The organism is Arsukibacterium perlucidum DSM 18276, assembly GCF_000382165.1.
In the GTDB taxonomy this organism is placed as follows: Bacteria; Pseudomonadota; Gammaproteobacteria; order Enterobacterales; family Alteromonadaceae; genus Alishewanella; species Alishewanella perlucidum.
This window is the reverse complement of sequence record NZ_KB907710.1, coordinates 42,606-66,213: the sequence shown is the minus strand read 5'-3', so window position 1 is coordinate 66,213 and position 23,608 is coordinate 42,606. Positions and strand designations below refer to the sequence as shown.

The following is a 23,608-nucleotide window of genomic DNA, read 5'->3' as shown; positions in this document are numbered from 1 at the left end:
TTTCGAAATGCGCGTAGGCGGCAAGACCGTGAACTGGAGCGCCAGTGCGACCCATGAACTTAGCTGTACTAAGTGATTGGGGTTCACGAGCCGCAGCCAACACCCGTGCAGTTTGAAAGACAACGGTTATATATTGGCTGTCCGATGTGGGCTAACAGCCGCTGGAAAGGCAGCTTATTTGCCGACGATCTCAGCAACAACGAATTTTTAGCCGGTTACAGCCAGTACTTTAACAGCGTGGAAGGCAATACCAGCTTTTATGCTGACCCGTCCGAAAGCCAGCTCGCCCGCTGGGCCACTCAGTTGCCAGAGCATTTCAGGTTTGTATTTAAAGTACCCCGCCGTTTTAGCCATCAATTGGCAGAGCTTGATCACAACGCCCTGTTAGCATGGTGGCAGCATTTTACCCCGGTCCACCCTTACATCGGTTTAGTTCACTTACAACTACCGGCAACTGCCGGCCCGGCGCTGCTGGGGCAATTTGCCACTGTGCTTGAGCTATTAAGCAGTAAAATACCAGTGGCGGTAGAGGTAAGACATCCGGCGTTTTTTGATAAGGCAGAGCATGAGCTGACCTTAAACCGCCTGTTGCAGCGCTATAATGCTGAGCGGGTGGTACTGGACAGCAGAGCGCTGTTTTCAGTGGCGGCAAATAGCCCGGCCCTGCTGGACGCCCAGGCGAAGAAGCCACGCTTACCGGTGCATGCTATTTGTCTGAGTGACCGGCCGATGCTGCGCTTTATCGGCACCGATGATCTGGAGCTTAACCGCCAATTCTATACACCCTGGCTGGCAAAAATTAACGGCTGGCTGCGTGAGGGCAAAAGCCCTTATTGTTTCTTCCACACCCCGGACAATACCCTGGCACCCCAGCTGTGCCGTCAGTTTGTCAAAGACCTGCAACAACCCCACTCCGTGCTGGCACCCTGGTCAGGCGAGCAGCAGGCACAGCTGGGGTTATGGTAAGGTTACAGCAAACTGCTCAGCAATAGGCTAATTACCGCGACTTCTCCTGCTTTTAAGCAGCAATTTCTTATATAGCAAAACTGCAACTGTTACCACTTAACTACCCTTAAATAATATAAAGCTCTGATTCAGATATTTTTGATACGCCCTAGCACGAATTTCATTATGCCGCCAAATGCCAGGCCGGCTACCAGCCAAATCGCTACTTGAGTTAAAATCATCTTAACAGAGGTGTTCTGACTGATTATTTGCGGCAAAGACATAACGCAAAACATTAGCGCACCAAAAGTCAGCCCCATTTTTATGCCGGAAATATCTTTTGCTTTAACCAGCTCAGTGTCTTTATTGGCAAGCTGTTCGTTCTTTTTATAGCTTTTCCACTTTGCTTTAAGGGGCTTTCGAAACCATCCCCAGATAGGAAACGTTAGCGCTAACAACAGCAAGCTGGTTAAATTCCAGAGACAAGGGATCACTTCGTCACACTGTGGGCATAAATAGCCGAACCAGTTTTTAAAAGCCCCCTGCTTACCCCAAAGCCTGGCATCATGAATAGTATGGCAATGTGGGCAGGGTACGTACTGCTTTTCAATCAATGGCGCATCACTGGTTTTATCTATCAGGGTGATTTTTGGTATCCGTTGCCCTAAAACCAGTTCATTAAATGCTAAGCCGGGATTAATGACCCAGTGCAATAACAAAGGGTTAGGTAGCTTCCATACTTTATATTTGTTCTGATCAAAATCCATATTTTACTAACACTCCAGACATAAGCGATATATTCTTCAGCACCAATCCTGCCAATAATATCATTGTTGCGCAATTGTTTTGATAACAGCTTCGCAACTGCACAGTTTTAATTTGCATACTTTTCCAAGGATTAATGTCACACCTTACCGGGCATCGGGTGACGTTAGCGCTGAAAGATATTAGGCAATGCCCCGGTCTTTGAACCGTATGCAGCTAAAGCGCATATAACTTCAGTTAAGGATAAATAAGCAATGAGTATTTTAAAATGAAAGCATTATATCTGACGCTATTACTGGCCCCGGCATTTAGTTTCAGCGCCGAGGGCCCGCCCAGGGTCTCAGCGCAGCAGTTTGTCGACCTGCAACAAGGTAACACTGATTTTCCGGGGTTTCGTCGCGCCCATGCCAAAGGCATTTGTGTCAGTGGTGAGTTCCGGGCCAACGGCCAGTTGGCCGATTACTCAAAGGCCAGCCTTTTTAAGACAGGCGCTACCCCCTTTACTGGCCGCTTGTCGATTGCGGGCAATAACCCTACTGCTCCGGATTTAAAAGCGCCGGTTCGTAGCATGGCGTTAAGTTTTGCCAGCAGTCGCACCGAGCAATGGCGCCTGGCGATGAATACGCCGCCGGTAATGGCAGTGGCCGATCCGCACACCTTTTACCAGCAAATACAAGCCATTCAGGCTGGCCCGGCAGCAGTAAAACAATTTTTTGCTGCACACCCTGAGAGTAGCGAGTTTTTAACCTGGGCCGGGCAATACCAGGCAACGGGCAGCTTTGCGGCTGAAACCTATTACAGCATTAATGCGTTTTATTTAGTCAACGCTGACGGCAAGCAGCAAGCGGTGCGCTGGGCGATGCAACCCACAGTTTCGGTCGCTGCCACTGATTTAACCGCCCCTGATGCGCTGCAACAGGAAATTGCGGCCAGAATAGCCGCTGATCAGGTGGTGTTCGATTGGGTATTCACTCTGGCAGATGCCACCGATGATGAAAATAATCCAACCAAAGCATGGCCTGACAGCCGCCAGCAGATTATTGCCGGCCAGCTGGTACTTACCGGCACAACACCGCAACTTGAGGGCGATTGTCATGCCATTAATTTTGACCCCCTGGTGTTACCTGACGGCATTAAAGCAACAGCCGACCCCATTCTGCGCGCGCGCTCCGCAGCCTATGCAGAGTCATACCGGCGCCGGGCAAAAGAACAATTACAAGGTGCATTAGAGGGCAGCAATAATGAGTAACACAGATCGTTTTTCACTGTCTATGCGTTTATTTCACTGGGGGATGGCGGCATTAGTATTATCCATGGTGGCCGCAGGCCTACTGATGGTAACTTCACTGCAAACCTGGCAGTTAACTCTGTTAAACATCCATAAAGCATTTGGGGTTGTGGCTATTTTACTGGTAACGGCAAGGCTGATAAACCGCCTGCAGCATAAGCTGCCCGCGTTACCAGATGAATTGGCTGACTGGCAAAAAACTGTGGCTAAAGCATCGCATTGGTTACTATATATCTTATTGTTTGCCATGCCTGTGTCCGGTTATCTGATGCAGTATTTTGCCGGCAGGCCAGTCGACGTGTTTGGCTGGTTCAGGCTGCCGGCCGCGTTACAAGTTGATATTTATAACTATGCGCTGTTCCGGGAACTGCACGGCTGGCTGGCACTGGCCCTTATCGGCATGATAGCGCTGCATATTGGCGCAGCCCTGCACCATCATTTTATCCGTAAAGATAATGTACTAAAAAGTATGTTGTAAGGCACTGACCCTAGCCACCACTTAACGGCCAGAATACGGGCAGTAAAGCCATAGTGATAACAAATAACAGCAGGCTTAACGGCCCGCCTACTTTTAAGTAGTCAATGAAGCGATAGCCGCCGGGGCCCATTACCAGGGTGTTGGCGGCGTGGGATACCGGGCTGGCCAGGCTGGTGGCCGCTACAGCCACTACCATCATCGCGCTTTGGCCATTCACTCCCAATGCGCTACTCAGCATTAAGCCAATGGGCGCCATTATCAGCACCAGCGCCACTGTGGGAATAACTAAGGTACCAAGCGCAGTAACCAGATATAAACCTGCCATCACGGCCAGGGGGCCATACTGACCTAAACCGGATTGCACACCACCGGCCAGCCAGGCGGCAGCACCGGAATGCTGCATTGCCAGACCAAGCGGCAGCATGCCCGCAATCAGAAAGATCGAGCGCCAATCGATAGCGGCATAGGCCTGCTCCATGCTCAGGCAACGGCTGGCGACCATTAAGGTAGCAGCCAGGATTGCAGCAAGATAAATCGGCAGCACGCCAGTTACCGTCAGCAGCACCATCAGGCCCATTAAACCGGCAGCCAGCGGTGCCTTACTGGCATTAATAGGTTTTACCTGCACCGGGTTCATAACGATTAAATGCTCACTGTCAGTCAGCTGGGCCAGACGGGAACGCGGACCAACAATCAGCAAGGCATCACCCGGTTGCAGCAACATGCTACCAAGTGCCGTGCGGTAGGAGCGGCCCTCGCGCCAGATGGCAGCCACCTCAACCTTGTAGCGTTTATCCAGTTGCAGCGCGTTGACGCTCTGGCCGATGTATTTACTACGGGGGTGCAAGGTGGCTTCTACCAGCTCCAGCTTGCCTTTAGCCAGCAAGTCGAGGTAAGGCGACATATCGTCCAGCCGCTCCAGCTCTTTAAAGCCACGCAGAATATCCAGATCTTCTTCCCGGCCCTGGATCAGGAGTAAGTCGCCGGCTTCCAGTTTGTCGTCAGAATGAAACTGCTGAATAATTTCACCATTACGAAACAGGCCCAGTAACCGGAAATCAAAAGCATCACCAAGCCGGTTATCGGCGAAGGTACTGTCTACCAGCGGGCTGTCTGCCGGCAAACCCAATACAAACAGCCGCTCTTCCAGCTTATACTGGCGTTTTACATCGTCGGCGCTTAACGGGTTTACCGCACTGAACGCTTCCTGTTTTTGCATCGCCTCCAGCGCAGTGCGGCTGCCCTGCACCAGAATTTTATCACCGCCCGCCAGCGACAAATCAGCCAGCCGGGTGCGCAAAGTCTGGCCCGGCCGTTTAACGGCCAGTACATTTAACTGATAGTTTTCCCGGAAGCGGTGATGCTCTAATATTTCGTCAGCCAGCGGACCATCGGCAGCAACTTCCAGCTCAGCCAGACCGCTGGCCGCCAACAGTTTTTCGTGCAACATTGGCGCTTCGCGCTCAATAGTAAGTGAGTTCCAGCTACGCAGCCGTTCAAAACGGTTAAATTTGCCCTGGGCCAACACGATATCGCCCGCTTTGAGCACTGTCTGGCGTGATGGCAGGGTAAAGGTTTCCTTGCCGCGGGTCAGTGCTATTACCACCAGGCCGACGGTATTTATCAACCCTGACTCTTCCAGCGTACGACCGGCCAGTAGCGATGGCTTAGGTAAGCGCAGGGCAAAAATCCGCTCCTGCAAACCATATTGATCGCTCAGATTCCGGCTGCCAGCCAGCCCGGCCCGGCCCGGATCAGTGGCCGGCAGTAAATGACGGCCAATAAAGGCCACAAACAAGGTACCTGCCAGCAGTACCGGTAAGCCTATCAATGCAAAGTCGAATAAATTAAAACCCGGCTGATTATTGTTTTCCAGCGCAATACTCACCAGTAAATTTGGCGGGGTACCAATTAAAGTAAGCAGGCCACCTAGCATGGCACCAAACGCCATCGGCATCAGCACCTTGGCTGGCGGAATGCCACAGCGGCGGGCCGCCTCTACCGTAACAGGCAGCAATAACGCCACTACCCCGATATTACTCATAAAAGCCGATAACAAACCGGCAACCAGCATAATCACGATGATCATCTGGGTTTCGCTGTTGCCTGATAAACGAATAACCCGCCGGCCGATGCTGTCGGCGATGCCGGCCCGGGTTAAGCCCTCACTCATAATAAACATGGCCCAAACAGTAATGACGGCCGGGTTGCTGAAGCCACTTACCGCTTCTGCCGGAGAAACCAGCCCCAGCAGGGCCAGTGCGCACAATACCAGTAAGGCGACTACGTCCATCCGCAGCCACTCAGTAATAAACAGCATCAGTGCAGCCATTAGCAGGAGTAAGACCAGGGCGATTTCCAGCGTCATAGTGGCCAGAACACCGTAAGCAGTGGCAAGGCGACCAGCACCACCAGAATTTCCAGGGGTAAGCCAAGGCGCCAGTAATCACTGAATTTAAAGCCACCGGGCCCCAGAATGAGGGTATTGTTCTGGTGACCTATTGGCGTTAAAAACGCACAGGATGCACCAATTGCAACTGCCATTAAGAATGAATCTGCATTGACCCCCAGCGTCATAGCTGCACCAATAGCAATAGGACACATTACTGCTGCCGTTGCCGCGTTATTCATCAGATCAGATAAAAACATGGTAATCACCAAAACCATCCCCAGAGCGACTATCGCATTACCCTGCGCAACATACTCCATTAGTAAACTGGCTATCAGGGCAGCCGTACCTGTTGCCTCCATAGCTCCTGCTACCGGGATAAGTGCTGCCAGTAAAACGATTACCGGCCAGTCAATAGTATTGTATACAGAACGGGGCGGCACGGTTTTAAAGACCATCGATGCCAGCACACCCAGTGCGAAAGATATAGCTGCAGGTAACAAACCAAAAGCCGCACCGGCAACAGCGAAAAACATGATTATTCCCGCAAGGGCAGCTTGTTTCTTATCCGGAATTTTCAGTTCTCTTTTTGCCAGTGGCACACAACCATAATCACTGGCGAACTCCAACACACTCTCACTGGTACCTTGCAACAATAATAAATCACCTGCCTGCATTCTGAAATTTCGCAGACGGGATTTAGAACGGTTACCATCACGTGACACAGCCAGTAAATTCAAACTGTAGCGGGAACGCAGCATTATGTTGGTAGCTGAACGACCTTGTAAATTTGACTCTGGCCGCACCACCAGTTCCATTAACACGATATCCTCAGAATTTTGCGGCTTACTGTCCTGCAGCTTGCTGTCCTGCGTTTTGTTTTCCGGTGGCTTACTGCCGGGGGCATGTGGCTCTGAAGGCCCCTTATCGTTGTTGTTCTCTTGCTCAGGTTTTGTCTGATCGCTGTCGGCTAATTCAGATTTAGCGGATTTTTCAACTGTTTTTGATTCTTCCAGTTCCAGACCCAGAGTAGACAACACTGCACCTAGCGAATCGACCTCTGCTTCCAACACCAAAATGTCACCAACCCGGATAACCCTGCCTCCGCTGGGCGCGTTGATTTTAACGTTATTTCGGATAAGCCCGACAATCTGCGCACCGCTGTCATCAAACTCTTTTTCAATGTCATACAAACGCATATCAACAATTTTGCTTTTTTCAGTTACCCGAGCCTCAGTAAGATAAGCTCCGGTTTCAAAACCTTCAGTGCCGGCTTGTTTCCGTGCAGGCACCAGGCGCCAGGCCAGCACCACAAATATGCAACCTGTCAGCGCCACAGCGAACCCTACTGGTGTAAAATCAAACATGGCAAAACCAGTAGTGCCCTGTTGTGCCCGAAAGCCCGACACAATTAAATTAGGCGGCGTACCAATTAGTGTCGTCATTCCTCCAAGAATAGTACCAAACGCCAATGGCATCAGCACCTGGCCCGGCGGCACCTCTAACCGGTTAGCTACCTGCAGGGCAACCGGCATTAGTAAAGCCAATGCCCCCACGTTATTCATAAAACCCGACAACAAAGCGCCGATACCAACCAGCGCCGCCATACTGACCATCAGGCCGGCATTTTTCGGCATAGCATGGCGAGCCAAGACATCGACCGCCCCCGAACGCTGCAAACCAGCACTTAATACCAGCACACAGGCAACAGTAATAACTGCCGGGTGACCAAAGCCATTGAAAGCGACAGCAGGGTCGATTACCCCGGTAACGACACAAGCCAGCAAAGCAGCCAGCGCTATCATGTCATGGCGCCAGCGGCCCCACAGAAACATGCCGATAGTAACCAGCAAGATCAGGATAATAATCGTTTGCGGCGTGGTCATAGTGGCTCTTTTATTAAATTAAAATTTACTTAGTTAGCAGCGACTCACTTACGCTAACAGTGGCTTTGTCAGCATGCTGACCGCTAAAAACGGGCCCTGAACTTAGCCGCATCAATAATCGCCCATAAATGGGCAATAGCCGCAATAATGGCGGGGATAATCAGCCACCATAGCGCATAGCCTACCGCACAAATAACAAAAAACAGTAGTGCCGCTAATATCCGCCCCTGGACTAGTTGCCCCAGGCCCGGTATAAAAATATTGCAAAGTGCAGCGATAACATTGCCACCAGATCCCTGACCTGACATAGAACTCTCCTGTTTAGATTAAATTTAAATGAACAAATCGCGCCAGTGCGTCCGCAGACTCTATTGTTTAAGGGTAGCAATAAACTGCTGTGATTCACTTATAGCTTTATTCATGTTGCTGATCAGCAGGGTAATGTCCCGTTCGACAGTAGCGAACTCACTACGCAAGGCACCTATCGCCTGCGCGTTCAGATTATGCTTCAAATACAAACTATTATCCCGCAGGCTATCCAACACCGGCGCCATAGAACTTTCTGCCTGGCGCATGGTACTGAGTAGTTGCTTGTACTGGCGCTGGGTCGAGTTCAGCTTCGCTTTGCTGTCCTGTTTCAGCTTCGGATTGGTATACATATCCAGTTCATCCTGCCATTCATCAAACAAGGCTTCTGCCACATCCTCAATGCTGTTGATCCGCTCTGAAACATTGGCGGCAGCTTCGTTACAGGCCTGATACTGCTCATCTGTCTGCTCATACTGTTTTTGCAAACTACCACCATCAAACTTAATCAGGCTACTGAATTGCTCTAAGGCAGATTTAAACTGTTGCTGGGCATCTTGTTGCGCGTTCTGGGCCTTATCTACCCGGTCGGCCAGAATATCGCGTTTATGCACGCCTACTTTTTCCATAGTGGAGTAGTAGGCACTCTGGCAACCTGCCAGCAAAAGCAATGACATAACCAGTAATAGTGTACGCATAAGGGTTCCTTAATTTGGTATGGGCCAGACGGTCCAGCACTGCCCCGACAATAGCAATTCATCATTAGTTTACAACATAAATGCGAAAAAAATGTCGCAGATCAAGCTGCAAGCTGCCAGCCGGCTATACTCTGTAGCAAATATGTTTTACAGGAGTGTTGTTTGCTTAAACAGCTTTGCGGCGTAGCACGTGTCAACTTCTTAAGCCTGACGCTGGTGTGTATAGCCCTTGCAGCAGGGGCCAGCTGGCATGCCGGCCATCTGTTATCGCCTGGCTTGTTGACACTGGTTACTGCCATGGGATTATGCGCCCATATAAGTGTCAATGCGCTGAATGAATACCTTGATTTTAAATCGGGCCTTGATTTTTTAACCAACCGCACGCCATTCAGCGGTGGCAGTGGCACCCTGATCCAGCATCCGGCTGCGGCAAATCTGGCGTTGACGCTGGCCATAGTCAGCATGTTGCTGTTAATTGCTGGCGGTTTATATCTGAGTTATCAGCTTAACTGGCAACCGCTACTTATTGGCATACCCGGAGTGGCGCTTATTTACGGCTACACCCGGCACATTAACCGCTGGCCATTGCTCTGTTTACTGGCGCCGGGCATTGGTTTTGGAATTTTTATGACTCTGGGTAGCTACTGGGTGCTCGCTGGCAGTGTTAGCGCCACAGCCTGGCTGCTGGCCTTTATTATGACTTTGCTGATCAGTAATTTACTGCTTTTAAACCAGTTTCCCGACGTCGAGGCAGACCGCCAGGTTGGCCGGCGCCATTTACCTATTGTTATTGGCCGGCGCCACAGTGCCAGTGTTTATACCTTACTGTTATTACTAAGTTATCTGCTGCTGCTTGCCGGTGTAATCAGCAACATTCTGCCCTGGCAGTGTTTACTGGCGCTACTTACCCTTGGGCTGGTAGCCAAGTTGCTGCCAGGGCTATTTCGCTTTGCTGATAAGCCGCAGCAACTGCAGCCTTATCTGGGCTTAAATGTACTGCTATGTCATCTTTACCCACTATTATTACTGGCCGGGCTACTGTGGGCCGGCCCAACCTGACGTTAAGGACAACCAATGCAACAATTACAGCAGGACATTATTGTAGTGGGTGGCGGTGGCGCCGGCTTACGGGCAGCTATCGCTGCCGCTGAAGCCAGTCCGGGCTTGCAGGTGGCATTGCTTTCCAAAGTTTACCCGATGCGCTCACATACCGTTGCTGCCGAAGGTGGTGCGGCAGCAGTAACCCTGGATGAAGACAGCCTGGCAGCTCATTTTCAGGACACGGTAAGCGGCAGCGACTGGCTGGCCGAGCAGGATGTGGTGGAGTATTTTGTTGCTCACGCTTATCAGGAGCTGGTGCAATTAGAACGCTGGGGCTGCCCCTGGAGTCGTAAAACCGATGGTAAGGTGCAAGTTCGCCGTTTTGGTGGCATGAAAACTGAGCGCACCTGGTTTGCTGCCGATAAAACCGGCTTTCATATTTTGCATACCTTGTTTCAAACCTCGCTGCGTTACCCTGCCATCAAGCGCTTTGACGAATACTTTGTGGTTGACCTGTTAGTGGTTGAACAGCAAATTGCCGGCGTGCTGGCCATTGATTTCAGCAGCGGCAAGCTGGTACAGATAATGGCTAAAGCCGTTATTCTCGCTACCGGCGGGGCCGGCCGGGTGTTTCATTACAATACCAACGGTGGCATTGTTACCGGTGACGGTATGGCGCTGGCTTATCGCCATGGTGTGGCACTGCGCGACATGGAGTTTGTGCAATATCACCCCACCGGCTTGCCGGGCAGTGGCATTTTAATTACCGAAGCCTGTCGTGGTGAAGGCGGGATTTTACTGAATAAAGACGGCTACCGGTACTTACAGGATTATGGCCTGGGCCCGGTAACCCCGGCCGGCCAGCCACAGAATAAATATATGGAGCTGGGGCCACGCGATAAACTCTCCCAGGCTTTCTGGCAGCAACAGCAACTTGGCTTAACCGCCGATTATCAGGGTCATGCCGTGGTGTACCTGGATTTACGCCATCTTGGTAAAGCCCATTTAGCCAGCCGGCTGCCCTTTATCTGCGAACTGGCCAAGGCCTATGTCAATATTGACCCTGCCACCGCCCCTATTCCAATTCGCCCGGCCGTACATTACACCATGGGTGGCATTTTAACCGACATTAACTGCCAGACCAGCATTGCTGGTTTGTTTGCGGTGGGTGAATGTGCCTCGGTGGGCTTACATGGCGCCAACCGGTTGGGGTCTAATTCATTATCTGAGCTGCTGGTATTTGGCAAAGTGGCCGGTGAACAAGCCGCAGCGCTGGCACTGCAGGCGAACCTGCCACCGTTGAGCGCAGTCGCGGTGCAAAGTGAGCAGCAGCAAAACTATATCGGCAATTTATTTGCTGACAGTTGTGATGACACTGTCCATGCCATTCGCACAGAGCTCACTCTGGCCATGGAGCAAGGCTGCGGCATTTATCGTGACAACGCCGGTATGCAATCGTGTCTCGACACCCTGCAGGCGCTAAAAACCCGCTATCAGCAGCTAAAAGTAACTGATAACAGTAAAGTTTATAACAGTACCTTGTTGCAACATCTGGAGCTGGGGTTTGGCCTCGATGTGGCAGAAACTATTTGCCGCAGCGCGCTGGCCCGCACCGAGTCGCGCGGCGCCCATCAGCGGCTGGATGAGGGTATGACAAAACGCAATGACAACGACTTCTTAACGCACAGCCTGGCAATCCGCCAGCCCGATGGCAATACGATGATTAGCTGGCAACCAGTAAAAATAACCAGCTTGCCGCCGGCTGAGCGCCACTATGGCGCTAAAGGGAGTGGTCTTGCAGGGAGTGGTTCAGCAGGGAGCAACGTATGAGCAAAACCATCAACATCGCCCGTTATAACCCCGAACAAGACAGCCAGCCGCAATTACAGGCATTTCAGGTAGACAGCGATCACAGCACCTCAGTGCTCGATGCGCTGCTCCAGGTGCAGCAGCAGGACCCAAGCCTGGGCTTTCGCTGGTCGTGCCGGATGGCGATATGCGGCTCTTGCGGCGTAATGGTGAACGGCATACCCAAACTGGGCTGCAAAACATTTTTGCGGGATTATCCTGATGAAGTGACCGTCAGCGCGCTGGCGCATTTTGTGGTAGAGAAAGATTTAATCGTCGATATGCAGCCGTTCTTAGCCCACTTAAGCGCAGTAAAGCCCTATTTAATTAACGATCAGCAAAATGCTGAGCCTCACCGGCAAACGCCGGCGCAACTGGCCAAATACCAGCAGTTTGCCAACTGCATTAACTGCGGTTTATGTTACTCGGCCTGTCCGCAGTTTGGCTTAAACCCCGAGTTTCTGGGGCCGGCGGCCATCACCCTGGCCCAGCGCTATAACCTGGACAGCCGCGATCAGGGCAAAGCCGCCCGGATGCCTGAACTCAATAGCAAAAACGGGGTATGGGGTTGCACCTTTGTCGGTTTTTGCTCTGAAGTCTGCCCGAAAAAAGTCGACCCGGCAGCGGCCATTAATCAGGGCAAAGTGGCCTCGGCCGGCGATTTTATTATCAGCATGTTTAAACCTTAAGGATGGCAGCCATGGTAGTTAAGAAAAAATCAGCGCCCGGCCCCTATCAGCCAGTAATGGCACGCACCTGGTGGCTGCAGCACCGTTATTTCCAAATGTATATGCTGCGCGAAGCGACCGTACTGCCGTTACTGTTCTTTATTGGCTGTCTGCTATATGGCTTGTATTGCCTTAACCTGGGTGAAGTGCAGTGGCAACACTGGCTGGCGTTTATGGCCCAGCCCTGGGTGGTGCTGCTTAACCTGCTGGCGTTTATTGCCAGCTTATTTCACGCTAAAACCTTTTTTGAGTTATTTCCAAGAGTGATGCCGCTGGCGCGGCCCGGTTTAATGATCGCCGGCCAGTGGCTGGCCACCTTGCTGGTGGCAACCGGCTTGGTTTTACTGTTGGGAGGATGGCTATGATACAAAAAAATGCGCCACCAAAACGTTCCGACGAGCCGGTATGGTGGGCCTTATTCAGCGCTGGTGGCGTCTGTTTTGCGGTGGTAGTACCCGGAGCCATTCTGGCATTGGCTTTGTTACCGGCACTGGGCGTAATTACAGCCGATAGCCTGAGCTATCCACGCATATCAGAATTACTCTACCAATCGCTGTGGGGTCTGGCCGGGTTAGCTTTTGTCGGTAGCGTAATTTGCTTACCGCTGTTTCACGCGGCGCATCGGATCCATCATGGCTTACACGATCTTCAGCTGGGCGGCGGTTTGCTCAGCAAAGTGCTGTGTTATGGCAGTGCGGCTGTAATCAGCTTATTGGCACTATACTTAATCAGCTAACTGGCTATTGCATTTGTGTAGCTCGTTTTCCAGCTGGATATACGACTCAACCTCAGCTGGCATAAAAAACTCCAGCTCTGGAGCCAACCCCAGCAGGGCACGTTTATATTGCCACTCCTGGAATAAGTTCTGAAAAATGTCATCGAACAGAGCGCGGTCCTCAGCAGGCAACGGTGATTGCTGCAAATGGTGGCGTACAGGGTATAGTAAGTCATGTAACTGCGGCATTACCTCAATAGACAACGATAAATAAGCCCTTATCATCAGTTCAGTATCGTTAATTTGTTCTGCCAGAGCCTGTTGTTGCTGTGCTGATATTAACCGCCGATTGAAGTCTTCCAATTCTACAAAATACATTCCGGCTAACAGCATAAATGCTCCGCCGTATCCATGAAGTGCTGTTTGTTCAGCCCAGTAGCGTGCTTGAGCCAGCGCTGAACGATCCAGAACCGCTTGTTGTTGCTGTTCAACTGGCTGGTCGTAGCGCTGAAACCGGGCGTAACGGAAATATTTCTCAGCCAGCATGCGCATAGCATGAATATCAGCTGCTTGTGCTTGTTGCAGCAACTCCTCCATACTAAGCCGCTGGTAGTAGCTGTCATGCAAATCGGCAGACAGTTCTTGTTGATACCAGTCCTGAAACTGATCTCTGGCCGGATGGCTTTGCAATGCTTGCAGTAGTGTCTGGCAGTTTTGATTTGCTATTGGCTGTTCCGGTTTAGCCGAGATATCAGCACGCAAAACTGCCATATTCTCTTGCTCAGGCGGATTTGCTGCTAACGGTTTGCCGGTGTCACCAGTATCAGGGGGCACAACATCTGGCGCTGTTACTCTCTTTTCTGTTGATACCCGCAACGATTCAGTAGCGGTTGCTGCTTTATCACCTGGATAAACCATCCTCAACACAACAATTACAACAAAAATTGCGACAAAAACCAACGTCGTAATAATTAGTGCCATAACAATGTTACGTCGGGATTTCGCACCCATAACTATCAGCCTGTCAGCGTTTTAGCCAGCTGCAATAACTTAGGATAAAACTCTTTATTTTGCTGGGCTATCTGATCCTGCTCCACCAAAACGTCATGCAGAATTTGCTCGGTGGTCAGCGGGTTCGCCAGTACCACCCGGAACACGATGGTTTCCTGCCGATCGTAAGCTGCCGGGGTTAAGCGGGTCCGCGAGACAAACGACTTACCCTCTTCCCGCTGCCGTTTCTGAATAAATTTAGTCAGGCCATTTAGCAGCTCATTAAACTGCTGGCGCTGTTCACTACTGGCAAGAGCCATGGCTTTTTGCACCTGGGCCGGTACATAGCGATAGGTTAGCAGACAGAGCTCTGGCGCTGTAATCAGCTCAAAATCAATATTATGCTCAATTAAGGTGGCGAAGTAGCGGGCTTTTTCCAGCGAGCGGTTAATCAGAATTTCATAGCCATCGCGGCCAATCACCTGCAAACAGGCATGCACCAGCATCGCCATACCGGGGCGCGAGCCTTCGAGGGTCTGGCTGCCTAAATCTTTTGAGCCTTTGCGCAAAATGTATTCAGCATGATGTTCAATAGCATGGGCCGATGACGGATGCTTAAACACCACCATACCTGCGCCCATTGGCACGTACATTTGTTTATGGGCGTCAATTGTTACAGAGTCGGCCCGTTCAATACCGGCCATTAAATGGCGGTATTGATCTGATAACAAGGTCGCACCACCCCAGGCAGCATCCACGTGAAAATGACACTGAAATTGTTCGGCTAAATCAGCAAGCTGGGTTAAGGGGTCAATATTACCGGTTTCAGTGGTACCGGCCACGCCGACTATCGCCAGTACCTTGATATTTTTCGCATTTAGCTCAGTTAACACCTGCTGCATTTGCGCCACATCAACTTTGTTATCTGCGTCGGTTTTCACGCTGACCACATAATCGCGGCCAATACCCAGCACATCGGCGGCTTTACCCAGTGAATAGTGGCCCCGCTCTGATACGACAATAGCCAAACCATCGTAACCATAGTGCTTTAAGGCCCGGAATAAGCCCTCTCTGGCAATGCCTTTAAAGTCGCCATCAGCTTTAAGCAGACGGTTGCGGGCAATCCATAACGCTGTAATATTAGCGACGGTACCGCCGGAGCAAAAAGCACCTAACGAGTGATTGGCACTGTGCATCCACTTTTTATAAAAATTGTCTTTCTCGCCATAAACCAGATGATGCATCATCCCCAATACCTGACGCTCCAGCGGGGTGAAGGCTTTGGAGGTTTCAATTTTCACCAGGTTCTGGTTCAGCCCTACCATCATTTTCGACAACGGCAGCACAAAGTACGGTAAAGCTGAGGTCATATGACCAATAAAGCTGGGAGAGGCGGTATGCACTGAGTGCGCAACCAGTTTTTGCATTATGCTTTCGGCATAATCGGACACAAACTGCGGCGACAATGGAATTTGATGGGCCTGAAAATCCCGCTCGATTTGCCACAACGGTTTTTCCAGCGCGACAATACTTTCCCGCAGAAAGCCGGCCAGATTCTGTGACAGATTCTGTTCAATAATACTTAGGGTGGAATCCGGCGCCTCCGGTACCGTAAAGATACGCCAGAGTGCATCTTCAGAGGCGGCAGCCAGCCGTTTTGTCGGTTCTGTCATGCTTTATGCTACTCACTGAGCCGAAACAGGCCCCACTTTAGGTCTACAAGCTTAAGTATTACAGTAAAAGCCGGCAGATAGGTCCGCAGAAAGGGCCTAACTCTACTGCAACTGCCCGAAAATGTCTGTAAAAATTTCAATGGTTCCGCCAGGCTTAGCTGCGCAGGCCAATGCCACGATTAATTAAATACAGGGCAAAGCTGAACATGACCACGATAAAGCTAATCACCACGGTCAGTGCCAGGGTCAGGCTGACATCGCTGACCCCGAGAAAACCATAACGAAAGGCATTAACCATGTAAACAATAGGGTTCAGCGCTGCCACGTTCTGCCAGAAACCAGGCAGCATAGTTAACGAATAAAATACCCCGCCCAGATAGGTTAACGGCGTTAACACGAAAGTAGGAATAATACTGATATCGTCGAAGGTTTTGGCATAAATAGCGTTAATCAGGCCACCGAGCGCAAACAGCATCGATGTCAGGATCACCGTGACAATGATAATCGCCAGGTTATGGATCTGAATATCGACAAAAAACAGTGACAAGATAGTGACAATTAATCCTACCAACATACCACGGGCCATCCCGCCACCGACATATCCCAATATAATCAGGTAATTCGGTACCGGTGCCACCAGCAGCTCTTCCACATTACGCTGGAATTTGGCGCTGAAAAACGATGATGCCACATTGGCGTAAGAGTTGGTGATCACGGCCATCATAATCAGCCCCGGTACTATAAAGTCCATATAGCTGAAGCCACCCATATCGCCGATGCGCGAGCCGATTAAACTGCCGAAAATGACAAAATACAAACTCATGGTAATGGCGGGTGGCACCAGAGTTTGCACCCAAATCCGCATAAAACGGGTAATTTCTTTATTTAAAATGCTTTGCAGAGCAATCAGATAACTGGCACGCATTAGTTTGCCCCCCCGCGACCAGTTTCCACCAGCTTCACAAATAACTCCTCTAAACGATTTGCTTTGTTGCGCATCGATAACACATTCACCTGTTGCTTACTTAGCTGACTGAAAATAGGGTTTAAGCCCTGACTTTTTGGCACGTCAATTTCAATACTGTGCTCATCCAGCGCCCGCCAGATGACATCATCCAGGGTCACGCTGGCAGGGTTCTGATCTAAATCGAGAATAAAGGTTTCTACAGTCAGTTTATTCAATAACGCTTTCATGCTGGTGTTTTCAATAATCCGGCCTTTATCGATAATAGCGATATTACGGCAGAGCATTTCGGCTTCTTCCAGATAATGGGTAGTAAGAATAATAGTGACCCCGGCTTTATTTATGGTCCGCAGAAAATCCCACATTGAACGGCGTAGTTCGATATCTACCCCGGCGGTGGGCTCATCCAGGATCAGCAATTTGGGTTCATGCATCAGGGCGCGGGCAATCATCAGCCGCCGCTTCATGCCGCCCGATAATTCACGGGCACGGGCCTCACGTTTTTCCCACAGGCCAAGTTGTCCAAGATATTTTTCAGCGCGGGTTAACGCCAGTTTTTTCGGCACACCGTAGAAACCGGCCTGATTAACCACAATTTGCAGCACCGTTTCAAACTGATTAAAGTTAAACTCTTGCGGCACTAAGCCCAGCTGGCTTTTCGCTTGCTCCAGCTGGCTGTCGATATCAAAACCAAATACGCTGACCTTGCCACTGCTTTTATTAACCAGCGACGTTATTACCCCGATGGTAGTGCTTTTGCCTGCACCATTGGGGCCAAGTAAGGCAAAAAAGTCACCCTGCTTAACCTGCAAATCAATACCACTGAGGGCGACGGTACCGCTTTTATAAACCTTGTGTAACGCCGAAATATCTAACGCCAAACTCACTCGCGCTCTCCTGTATCTGTGTTATTGCCGGTGTTTTTAGCATCTCGTCCGCCGCCGTAGCCCCATCGCGCAGTAAGCTGCTGCTTTAGCCCCAGCTGGTCTAAAATACGTGCCACCATAAAGTCGACTAAATCGCTGATTTGCTGCGGCTGATGATAAAAACCGGGGGCCGCCGGCATAATGGTTACGCCCAGCCGGGCCAGCTTGAGCAGGTTTTCCAGATGAATAGCACTAAGCGGGCTTTCCCGTGGCACTAAAATCAGTTTACCGCCCTCTTTAATCACCACATCAGCAGCACGTTCTATCAGATTATCGCTGGCACCACAGGCAATCGCCGCCACAGTACCGGTAGAGCAGGGGCAAATCACCATATGTTTTGGCGCGGCAGAGCCCGACGCAACCGGCGAGAACCAGTCATCTTTGCCATAAACCGTCAGTTGTCCATTGCCACACTGAAAGTGGGCCTGCAGCTGCTCGGTACATTTGTCCGGTGCACCAGCCAATTTAATATCATGTTCGGTAGCAAACACCACCCGGGCCGCACTGGAAATAAGCAGATGAACCCTGATGCCCTGCTGCAACAACATTTCAAGCAAGCGCCAGCCGTAAGGGGCCCCTGAGGCACCGGTAAAGGCTAAGGTAATTTCCTGCATGCTTACTCCCATTTTTGCGCTAAGGCGCTTATCAGCTTATCGTGAATGCCGCCAAAGCCGCCGTTGCTCATAATCACTATGTTATCACCCTTTGCCGCTTGTTCGACCAGTAAACCGACCAGCGCCTCGATATCATGCGATAAATGGGCTTTCGGGCTTAAACTGCGGGTTAAGGCTTCCAGCGACCAGTTGGCATTGGCCGGTTCATACAAATACACTTTGTCGGCAATGGCTAACGCCACCGGCAAGGCCGCCTCGTGCACGCCCATTCGCATGGTATTTGAACGTGGCTCCAATACGGCTATTAAACGCCCCTGGCCCACTTTATTGCGCACGCCCTGTAAGGTAGTAGCAATGGCCGTTGGGTGGTGGGCAAAATCATCGTAAACCTTAATGCCAGCAATATCGGCCTTCAACTCCATCCGGCGCTTCGGCGCGATAAACTGGCTCATTGCTTCCAGGGCAACGTTTACCGGTACCCCGGCATGCCTGGCGGCCGCAATCGCCATTACCGCATTATCCACATTATGCTGGCCGCCTAATTGCCAGTGCAGCTCGCCTTGTAATTGCTGCCGGTAAAATAACCGGAAGGCACTGCCATCATTATTTATAAGCTCGGCCCGCCAGTCCTGGCCATAGCTCTGGCGTTCACTCCAGCAGCCCATAGCCAGGGTTTGACTGACAGCCTTGGTATCTTCCGGTGATAATACCAGGCCATTTGCCGGCACCATGCGAAGCAGGTGATGAAACTGGCGCTGAATAGCGGCTAAATCGGGGAAAATATCGGCATGGTCGAACTCCAGATTATTAATCACCAGAGTACGGGGCCGGTAATGGACAAACTTTGAACGCTTATCAAAAAAAGCGGTGTCATACTCATCAGCTTCAATCACAAAAAAAGGTGACTCGCCGAGCCGGGCTGACGTATCAAAATTTTGCGGAATACCGCCAATTAAAAACCCCGGCTTCAGGCCTGCGGCTTCTAAAATCCAGGCCAGCATACTGCTGGTAGTGGTTTTGCCATGAGTGCCAGCGACGGCCAATACCCAGCGGTCCTGTAACACTTGCTCTGCCAGCCACTGCGGACCTGAGGTATAGCGCAAACCGCGGCTTAACACATATTCCACCGCCTCGTTGCCGCGGGATAAAGCATTACCAATAATCACCAAATCAGGCTCAGGGCTAAACTGGCTGCTGTCATAACCCTGCACCAGGCCAATGCCCAGCTCTGCCAGCTGGTCGCTCATCGGCGGATAAACATTCTGGTCAGAACCGGTAACCTGATGGCCCAGTGCTTTGGCAATAGCGGCAATGCCGCCCATAAAGGTGCCGCAAATACCTAAAATATGAATATGCATCAGTTATTTCCTGCTATGCAGGCCCGTTGGTATCAGAAAAACAGATAAAACTACGATCAAAACTGCAATTTAACAATAAATTCTTTAAAATAGCGCTGCCCTACACTTTTACTACAGCAATAAAAGGAATAACAAAATGCGCCGTATTTCCCCGGTACTGCAGCAGGACGGAGTCGAACCTGAGTTAATCGCCCTGCTTAAAACCATCCTTGCCGCCTGTCGCGAAATCTCTTTTCGGGTCAGTCAGGGTGAACTCGCAGGTGTATTAGGTTCTACCCTTGGCGAAAATATTCAAGGGGAAACCCAAAAAAAACTTGATGTGATAGCCAACGAATTACTAAAAGAAGTGATCCTGGAAACAGGCGTAGTAAAGGCGATCAGTTCTGAAGAAGAAGATACCATCGTTGCTGGCAACCCGCAGGGTAAGTACCTGGTAACCTTCGACCCGCTGGATGGCTCTTCTAACACCGACATTAACAGCTTAATTGGTACCATTTTTTCAATCCTGCCAGCGGCGCCTGATAAAGCGCCGGACGACAGCAGCCTGTTTTTACAACCCGGCACCGCTCAGGTCGCTGCCGGCTATGTGTTGTATGGCCCCTCGACTATGCTGGCCCTGACAACCGGCCATGGTACCCGCTTATATACCCTGGATAATACCTATGGTGGTTTTTTGCTGACCGGAGATCAGGCCGCTATTCCAAAATATACTACTGAGTTTGCCATCAATATGTCTAATCAGCGCTTCTGGCAAGAGCCTATGCAGCGCTACGTGGCCGACTTACTGCTGGGCAAAGCCGGGCCTCGTGGCAAAAACTTTAATATGCGCTGGATAGCAGCCATGGTTGGTGATGTGCACCGGGTATTGTGTCGCGGCGGTATATTTGCCTACCCACGGGATAGTAAGGATCCCAGTAAACCTGACAAATTGCGACTAATGTATGAAGCCAATCCAATGAGCTTTCTGGTAGAACAGGCTGGTGGCATCAGTTCTACTGGCTATCAGCGGATTATGGACATTGTCCCGACTGATATTCACCAACGGGTAGCGGTTATTCTGGGCTCTAAACACGAAGTGGAAACCTGTATTGGCTATCACAAAGCGTAGCGATTTTTATTGCCGCCGCTATAATAGCCGGCATTGATTAAACATAAAGGAAGCAGCATGAGCTTAAGCGACGTAGCAGCAGGTAACAATCTGCCAGACGAAATTAACGTTATTATTGAAATCCCGGCCAACGCCGATCCGATTAAATATGAAGTGGATAAAGACACAGGTACTGTCTGGGTTGACCGTTTTATGTCAACGCCGATGTTTTACCCTTGTAACTATGGTTTCGTTAACCATACCTTATCGCTTGATGGTGATCCGGTAGACGTGTTAGTGCCAACTCCTTATCCGCTGGTGCCAGGTTCAGTCATCAAATGCCGGCCGGTTGGCGTACTGAATATGGCAGATGAGTCAGGCGAAGATGCTAAAGTTATCGCGGTACCGGTTAGTAAATTAACCAAGCTGTATGACCATATTCAGGATATCAACGATGTGCCTGAACTGTTAAAGCAGCAAATCCAACATTTCTTCGAGCGCTACAAAGAGCTGGAACCCGGTAAATGGGTTAAAGTGCAGGGTTGGGCTGATGCTGCCGCAGCCAAAGCAGAAATAATGACCTCGTTTGAACGGGCAAAAAAATAACGACGCTGCCATTATGGTTAGTTATTTAATAAAAATAAAGCCGCGTAATGCGGCTTTGTTTTCAGCTTTCTGCTGACTTGTTACTGGCCAGAAACTTCAATAACTCAGGTGTCGGCATTGGTTTGGCAAACAAAAAGCCCTGCACCTCATCACACCCCATGGCTGCAACTGCCTGCTGCTGTTCTAAGGTTTCGACGCCTTCTGCAATGGTAGAAAGTCCCAACCGTTTACCCAGGTTTATAATGGTCTGAGCAATCACTTCGCCGGCCGGCTCTGTCACTTCACGCACAAAAGCCCGGTCCACTTTAATCCGGTCAAGTGGTAGCTGCTGCAAATAACTCAGCGAAGAAAAACCAATCCCAAAGTCATCTATTGCGACTTTAATACCGGCATTTTTCAGTTTTTGCAGGGCATCAATGACAATTTTAGGTTCGTCCATCACCACTGATTCAGTGATCTCAAGTTCCAGCAACGCCGGATCGATATTGTAGCGGTTTACACAATCAATAACCGTCTGCACAAAATGATGGTTTCGGAATTGTGGCATCGACACATTAACGGCAATCCGCAAATTGCTATGTCCTTGTGTTGCCAGATGTTTTATTTGTTGGCATGCCTGCTCCAGAACCCAACTGCCAATTTCGACAATTAGGCCTGAATACTCAGCCAGCGGAATAAATACTGCTGGTGAGATATACTGGCCATCGGCAACCGGCCAGCGCAACAGCGCCTCCATCCCAACCACTTGTTTGCTGCTTAACGATACTTGCGGCTGATACCATAACTCGAGTTTATCGCGACTGAAATCACTACGTAGCTTGCGCAGCAACGATAACCGCTCTGCCATTTCATCTTCCATTTCCGGTTGATAAAACTGGTAATTCTGACTGATACTCTTTTTAGCTTTGTTCAGGGCAATATACACATGTTTTAAAATGGTCAGCCCCTGCTCTGCAGAATCAGTTAAGCGGCAAAGTCCAAAAGTGGCGTTCACCTGTAAAGCATGCTCTGAAGCCTGAAATGGCTCGTTAAATACTTCCTCCAAACGCTCTGGGGTTAGTTCATGCGAAGGCCCCACCAGGCCGAAAACATCTGCACCTATCCGGCCCAGCTGGCAGCTGGTACCAAAAAAGGCGATCAGACGTAACGTCAGGGCAATTAATAGCTCATTGCCTACATCCTGCCCCAGGCCGTCATTTACGTCAGAAAAATGATCAATATCTACCAGTACCGCAACCATACCCTCGGCGTCAAAGCGACGGGTATCCTGTAAAATCTGGATAAACTCGTTGCGGTTCGGAGTTTTTGTTAGCGGATCAATATAGGCAGCGTGTTTTAATTGCTGAAACAAAGTGACATTTTCATAGCCAATAGAAATATTGCTTAGAAAAACTTCAATAAGTTGCCGGTCAAACGCCTCTATCGGCCGGCTGGTTTCTATATAAACCGCAGCACAATGTCTTTCACTACCCAAATACAACACAGTATCCTGCTGACCGAAAATATTCTGTCGCTGGCTTAAACATAAGTTAATTTGCTGGACTATGCGTGGGTTATCTAACTTATCAAGCTGACATTTGATAAAGGGCGCATAATGACCTGCCGCACCCAGGACATAAATTTTGTCGCTGGTGCTACCATCATCTTCAATTTGTGCGCAAAGTACCCCCTCAGCATGCAGTCCAATTAGAGACGCAATCTGGGTAACAACCCCTTCTGAAAACTCATGCAGCGAATGTTGCTCAAGTAAGTTAGCACCGGCATTAATGATTTTTTGCAGGCCAATCCGATTTTGATTAATAGTGCGAATTTGCTGATATGAGCGGATAGAAGCAATTATAGCTGTGACTAACTTACTGCGGGTTAATTCTGTTTTGGTTTTGTAATCGTTAATATCGTATTCTTTGATCACGCTTTCTTCCGGCGCGTAACCGGGCTGGCCCGTTCTGAGAACTATCCGCAACTCTTCCAGATGCAGCTCATCACGGATCCGCTGCACTACTTTCAGGCCGGCATCATCCGACTCCATCACAACATCGAGCAACACCATGGCAATATTAAGATTGTTCTGCAAAAAGCGAATAGCCTCATCACCAGAGTAAGCATGATGAAATTGAAGCTTACGACCAAGGACAATTAAGTCATTCAGCGCCAGTTTGGTAACGGTATGAATTTCCTCGTCATCATCAACAATAAGAATATTCCAGACACCAACAGCCAATTCCGGTTCTGACGAACTTTGTTCGTCTTCTGCGAAAAACAGAAAATCTTCATCTGTTTCATTCGATTTCATGATTACGCCT

At 50.1% G+C, this 23,608-nt stretch carries 22 protein-coding genes; 10 read left to right on the top strand and 12 right to left on the bottom strand.

Annotated elements, in window-relative coordinates; all coding sequences use genetic code 11:
- Positions 1 to 144 precede the first annotated feature (144 nt).
- Positions 145 to 966, top strand: coding sequence for a DUF72 domain-containing protein (locus H141_RS0109225; RefSeq protein WP_033425456.1), 822 nt, complete (start codon positions 145 to 147; stop codon positions 964 to 966).
- Between the two features lie 128 nt (positions 967 to 1,094).
- Here H141_RS0109225 and H141_RS0109220 read toward each other — a convergent pair whose 3' ends face one another.
- A complete protein-coding gene (locus H141_RS0109220) occupies positions 1,095 to 1,712 on the bottom strand; it encodes a hypothetical protein (RefSeq protein WP_019675972.1) in 618 nt (205 codons plus the stop codon).
- 266 nt (positions 1,713 to 1,978) lie between these two features.
- Between H141_RS0109220 and H141_RS0109215 the strand changes: the two genes are divergently transcribed.
- Entirely contained in the window at positions 1,979 to 2,959 is a 981-nt protein-coding gene (locus tag H141_RS0109215; protein ID WP_019675971.1) for a catalase family peroxidase, read from the top strand.
- Positions 2,952 to 3,476, top strand: a complete 525-nt coding sequence (locus H141_RS0109210) for a cytochrome b (RefSeq protein ID WP_019675970.1) — start codon at positions 2,952 to 2,954, stop codon at positions 3,474 to 3,476. The genes H141_RS0109215 and H141_RS0109210 overlap by 8 nt, the downstream gene beginning before the upstream one ends.
- A 10-nt stretch (positions 3,477 to 3,486) precedes the next feature.
- Here the strand turns inward: H141_RS0109210 and H141_RS0109205 are convergent, their stop codons facing one another.
- From H141_RS0109205 to H141_RS0109190, 4 genes are all read right to left on the bottom strand, one after another.
- On the bottom strand, positions 3,487 to 5,844 hold the full coding sequence (locus H141_RS0109205; protein WP_019675969.1) for an SLC13 family permease: 2,358 nt from the start codon (positions 5,842 to 5,844) through the stop codon (positions 3,487 to 3,489).
- Complete coding sequence (locus H141_RS0109200) at positions 5,841 to 7,751, bottom strand: SLC13 family permease (protein ID WP_026349348.1); 1,911 nt, start codon at positions 7,749 to 7,751, stop codon at positions 5,841 to 5,843. Before H141_RS0109200 ends, H141_RS0109205 begins: the two co-directional genes overlap by 4 nt.
- An 83-nt stretch (positions 7,752 to 7,834) precedes the next feature.
- A complete protein-coding gene (locus H141_RS0109195; protein ID WP_019675966.1) occupies positions 7,835 to 8,059 on the bottom strand; it encodes a hypothetical protein in 225 nt (74 codons plus the stop codon).
- Between the two features lie 60 nt (positions 8,060 to 8,119).
- Positions 8,120 to 8,755, bottom strand: coding sequence for a DUF2959 domain-containing protein (locus H141_RS0109190; RefSeq protein WP_019675965.1), 636 nt, complete (start codon positions 8,753 to 8,755; stop codon positions 8,120 to 8,122).
- 162 nt (positions 8,756 to 8,917) lie between these two features.
- Between H141_RS0109190 and H141_RS0109185 the strand changes: the two genes are divergently transcribed.
- The 5 genes from H141_RS0109185 to frdD are packed head-to-tail and all read left to right on the top strand — an operon-like array spanning position 8,918 to position 13,108.
- A complete protein-coding gene (locus H141_RS0109185) occupies positions 8,918 to 9,814 on the top strand; it encodes a prenyltransferase (protein ID WP_019675964.1) in 897 nt (298 codons plus the stop codon).
- 15 nt (positions 9,815 to 9,829) lie between these two features.
- On the top strand, positions 9,830 to 11,626 hold the full coding sequence (gene frdA / locus H141_RS0109180; protein ID WP_019675963.1) for a fumarate reductase (quinol) flavoprotein subunit: 1,797 nt from the start codon (positions 9,830 to 9,832) through the stop codon (positions 11,624 to 11,626).
- Positions 11,623 to 12,333, top strand: coding sequence for a succinate dehydrogenase/fumarate reductase iron-sulfur subunit (locus H141_RS0109175; protein WP_019675962.1), 711 nt, complete (start codon positions 11,623 to 11,625; stop codon positions 12,331 to 12,333). Before frdA ends, H141_RS0109175 begins: the two co-directional genes overlap by 4 nt.
- Positions 12,334 to 12,344: 11 nt before the next feature.
- Positions 12,345 to 12,737 carry a fumarate reductase subunit C gene (locus H141_RS0109170; RefSeq protein ID WP_026349347.1) on the top strand — a complete coding sequence of 131 codons (393 nt, stop codon included), beginning with the start codon at positions 12,345 to 12,347 and terminating at the stop codon, positions 12,735 to 12,737.
- Complete coding sequence (frdD, locus tag H141_RS0109165) at positions 12,734 to 13,108, top strand: fumarate reductase subunit FrdD (RefSeq protein WP_019675960.1); 375 nt, start codon at positions 12,734 to 12,736, stop codon at positions 13,106 to 13,108. Before H141_RS0109170 ends, frdD begins: the two co-directional genes overlap by 4 nt.
- On the opposite strand, the gene H141_RS0109160 is transcribed toward frdD, so the two are convergent.
- From H141_RS0109160 to mpl, 6 genes are all read right to left on the bottom strand, one after another.
- Complete coding sequence (locus H141_RS0109160) at positions 13,097 to 14,068, bottom strand: hypothetical protein (protein WP_169337170.1); 972 nt, start codon at positions 14,066 to 14,068, stop codon at positions 13,097 to 13,099. The genes frdD and H141_RS0109160 overlap by 12 nt on opposite strands.
- Positions 14,069 to 14,103: 35 nt before the next feature.
- The gene (gene panP, locus H141_RS0109155; protein WP_019675958.1) at positions 14,104 to 15,750 is read right to left on the bottom strand and encodes a pyridoxal-dependent aspartate 1-decarboxylase PanP; all 1,647 of its coding nucleotides are present in this window, start codon (positions 15,748 to 15,750) and stop codon (positions 14,104 to 14,106) included.
- A gap of 154 nt (positions 15,751 to 15,904) precedes the next feature.
- Complete coding sequence (locus H141_RS0109150; protein WP_019675957.1) at positions 15,905 to 16,675, bottom strand: ABC transporter permease; 771 nt, start codon at positions 16,673 to 16,675, stop codon at positions 15,905 to 15,907.
- Positions 16,675 to 17,601 (bottom strand): ABC transporter ATP-binding protein, encoded by a 927-nt coding sequence (locus tag H141_RS0109145; protein ID WP_019675956.1) that lies wholly within the window; start codon positions 17,599 to 17,601, stop codon positions 16,675 to 16,677. The genes H141_RS0109150 and H141_RS0109145 overlap by 1 nt, the downstream gene beginning before the upstream one ends.
- On the bottom strand, positions 17,598 to 18,266 hold the full coding sequence (locus H141_RS20040) for a flavin prenyltransferase UbiX (RefSeq protein ID WP_420834575.1): 669 nt from the start codon (positions 18,264 to 18,266) through the stop codon (positions 17,598 to 17,600). Before H141_RS20040 ends, H141_RS0109145 begins: the two co-directional genes overlap by 4 nt.
- The gene (gene mpl, locus H141_RS0109135; protein WP_019675954.1) at positions 18,257 to 19,612 is read right to left on the bottom strand and encodes a UDP-N-acetylmuramate:L-alanyl-gamma-D-glutamyl-meso-diaminopimelate ligase; all 1,356 of its coding nucleotides are present in this window, start codon (positions 19,610 to 19,612) and stop codon (positions 18,257 to 18,259) included. Before mpl ends, H141_RS20040 begins: the two co-directional genes overlap by 10 nt.
- Before the next feature lie 136 nt (positions 19,613 to 19,748).
- Here mpl and H141_RS0109130 point away from each other — a divergent pair, with 136 nt between their 5' ends.
- Complete coding sequence (locus tag H141_RS0109130; protein ID WP_019675953.1) at positions 19,749 to 20,720, top strand: class 1 fructose-bisphosphatase; 972 nt, start codon at positions 19,749 to 19,751, stop codon at positions 20,718 to 20,720.
- 57 nt (positions 20,721 to 20,777) lie between these two features.
- The gene (gene ppa, locus H141_RS0109125; RefSeq protein WP_019675952.1) at positions 20,778 to 21,305 is read left to right on the top strand and encodes an inorganic diphosphatase; all 528 of its coding nucleotides are present in this window, start codon (positions 20,778 to 20,780) and stop codon (positions 21,303 to 21,305) included.
- A gap of 61 nt (positions 21,306 to 21,366) precedes the next feature.
- Here the strand turns inward: ppa and H141_RS0109120 are convergent, their stop codons facing one another.
- A complete protein-coding gene (locus tag H141_RS0109120) occupies positions 21,367 to 23,598 on the bottom strand; it encodes an EAL domain-containing protein (RefSeq protein ID WP_019675951.1) in 2,232 nt (743 codons plus the stop codon).
- Between the last annotated feature and the right edge of the window lie 10 nt (positions 23,599 to 23,608).

Bases quoted from the DNA above. Each gene is read 5' to 3' on its own strand.
- H141_RS0109225 (WP_033425456.1), top strand. From the start codon at position 145: ATGTGGGCTAACAGCCGCTGGAAAGGCAGCTTATTTGCCGACGATCTC.
- H141_RS0109220 (WP_019675972.1), bottom strand. From the start codon at position 1,712: ATGGATTTTGATCAGAACAAATATAAAGTATGGAAGCTACCTAACCCT.
- H141_RS0109215 (WP_019675971.1), top strand. From the start codon at position 1,979: ATGAAAGCATTATATCTGACGCTATTACTGGCCCCGGCATTTAGTTTC.
- H141_RS0109210 (WP_019675970.1), top strand. From the start codon at position 2,952: ATGAGTAACACAGATCGTTTTTCACTGTCTATGCGTTTATTTCACTGG.
- H141_RS0109205 (WP_019675969.1), bottom strand. From the start codon at position 5,844: ATGACGCTGGAAATCGCCCTGGTCTTACTCCTGCTAATGGCTGCACTG.
- H141_RS0109200 (WP_026349348.1), bottom strand. From the start codon at position 7,751: ATGACCACGCCGCAAACGATTATTATCCTGATCTTGCTGGTTACTATC.
- H141_RS0109195 (WP_019675966.1), bottom strand. From the start codon at position 8,059: ATGTCAGGTCAGGGATCTGGTGGCAATGTTATCGCTGCACTTTGCAAT.
- H141_RS0109190 (WP_019675965.1), bottom strand. From the start codon at position 8,755: ATGCGTACACTATTACTGGTTATGTCATTGCTTTTGCTGGCAGGTTGC.
- frdA (WP_019675963.1), top strand. From the start codon at position 9,830: ATGCAACAATTACAGCAGGACATTATTGTAGTGGGTGGCGGTGGCGCC.
- H141_RS0109175 (WP_019675962.1), top strand. From the start codon at position 11,623: ATGAGCAAAACCATCAACATCGCCCGTTATAACCCCGAACAAGACAGC.
- H141_RS0109170 (WP_026349347.1), top strand. From the start codon at position 12,345: ATGGTAGTTAAGAAAAAATCAGCGCCCGGCCCCTATCAGCCAGTAATG.
- frdD (WP_019675960.1), top strand. From the start codon at position 12,734: ATGATACAAAAAAATGCGCCACCAAAACGTTCCGACGAGCCGGTATGG.
- H141_RS0109160 (WP_169337170.1), bottom strand. From the start codon at position 14,068: ATGGCACTAATTATTACGACGTTGGTTTTTGTCGCAATTTTTGTTGTA.
- panP (WP_019675958.1), bottom strand. From the start codon at position 15,750: ATGACAGAACCGACAAAACGGCTGGCTGCCGCCTCTGAAGATGCACTC.
- H141_RS0109150 (WP_019675957.1), bottom strand. From the start codon at position 16,675: ATGCGTGCCAGTTATCTGATTGCTCTGCAAAGCATTTTAAATAAAGAA.
- H141_RS20040 (WP_420834575.1), bottom strand. From the start codon at position 18,266: ATGGGAGTAAGCATGCAGGAAATTACCTTAGCCTTTACCGGTGCCTCA.
- mpl (WP_019675954.1), bottom strand. From the start codon at position 19,612: ATGCATATTCATATTTTAGGTATTTGCGGCACCTTTATGGGCGGCATT.
- H141_RS0109130 (WP_019675953.1), top strand. From the start codon at position 19,749: ATGCGCCGTATTTCCCCGGTACTGCAGCAGGACGGAGTCGAACCTGAG.
- ppa (WP_019675952.1), top strand. From the start codon at position 20,778: ATGAGCTTAAGCGACGTAGCAGCAGGTAACAATCTGCCAGACGAAATT.
- H141_RS0109120 (WP_019675951.1), bottom strand. From the start codon at position 23,598: ATGAAATCGAATGAAACAGATGAAGATTTTCTGTTTTTCGCAGAAGAC.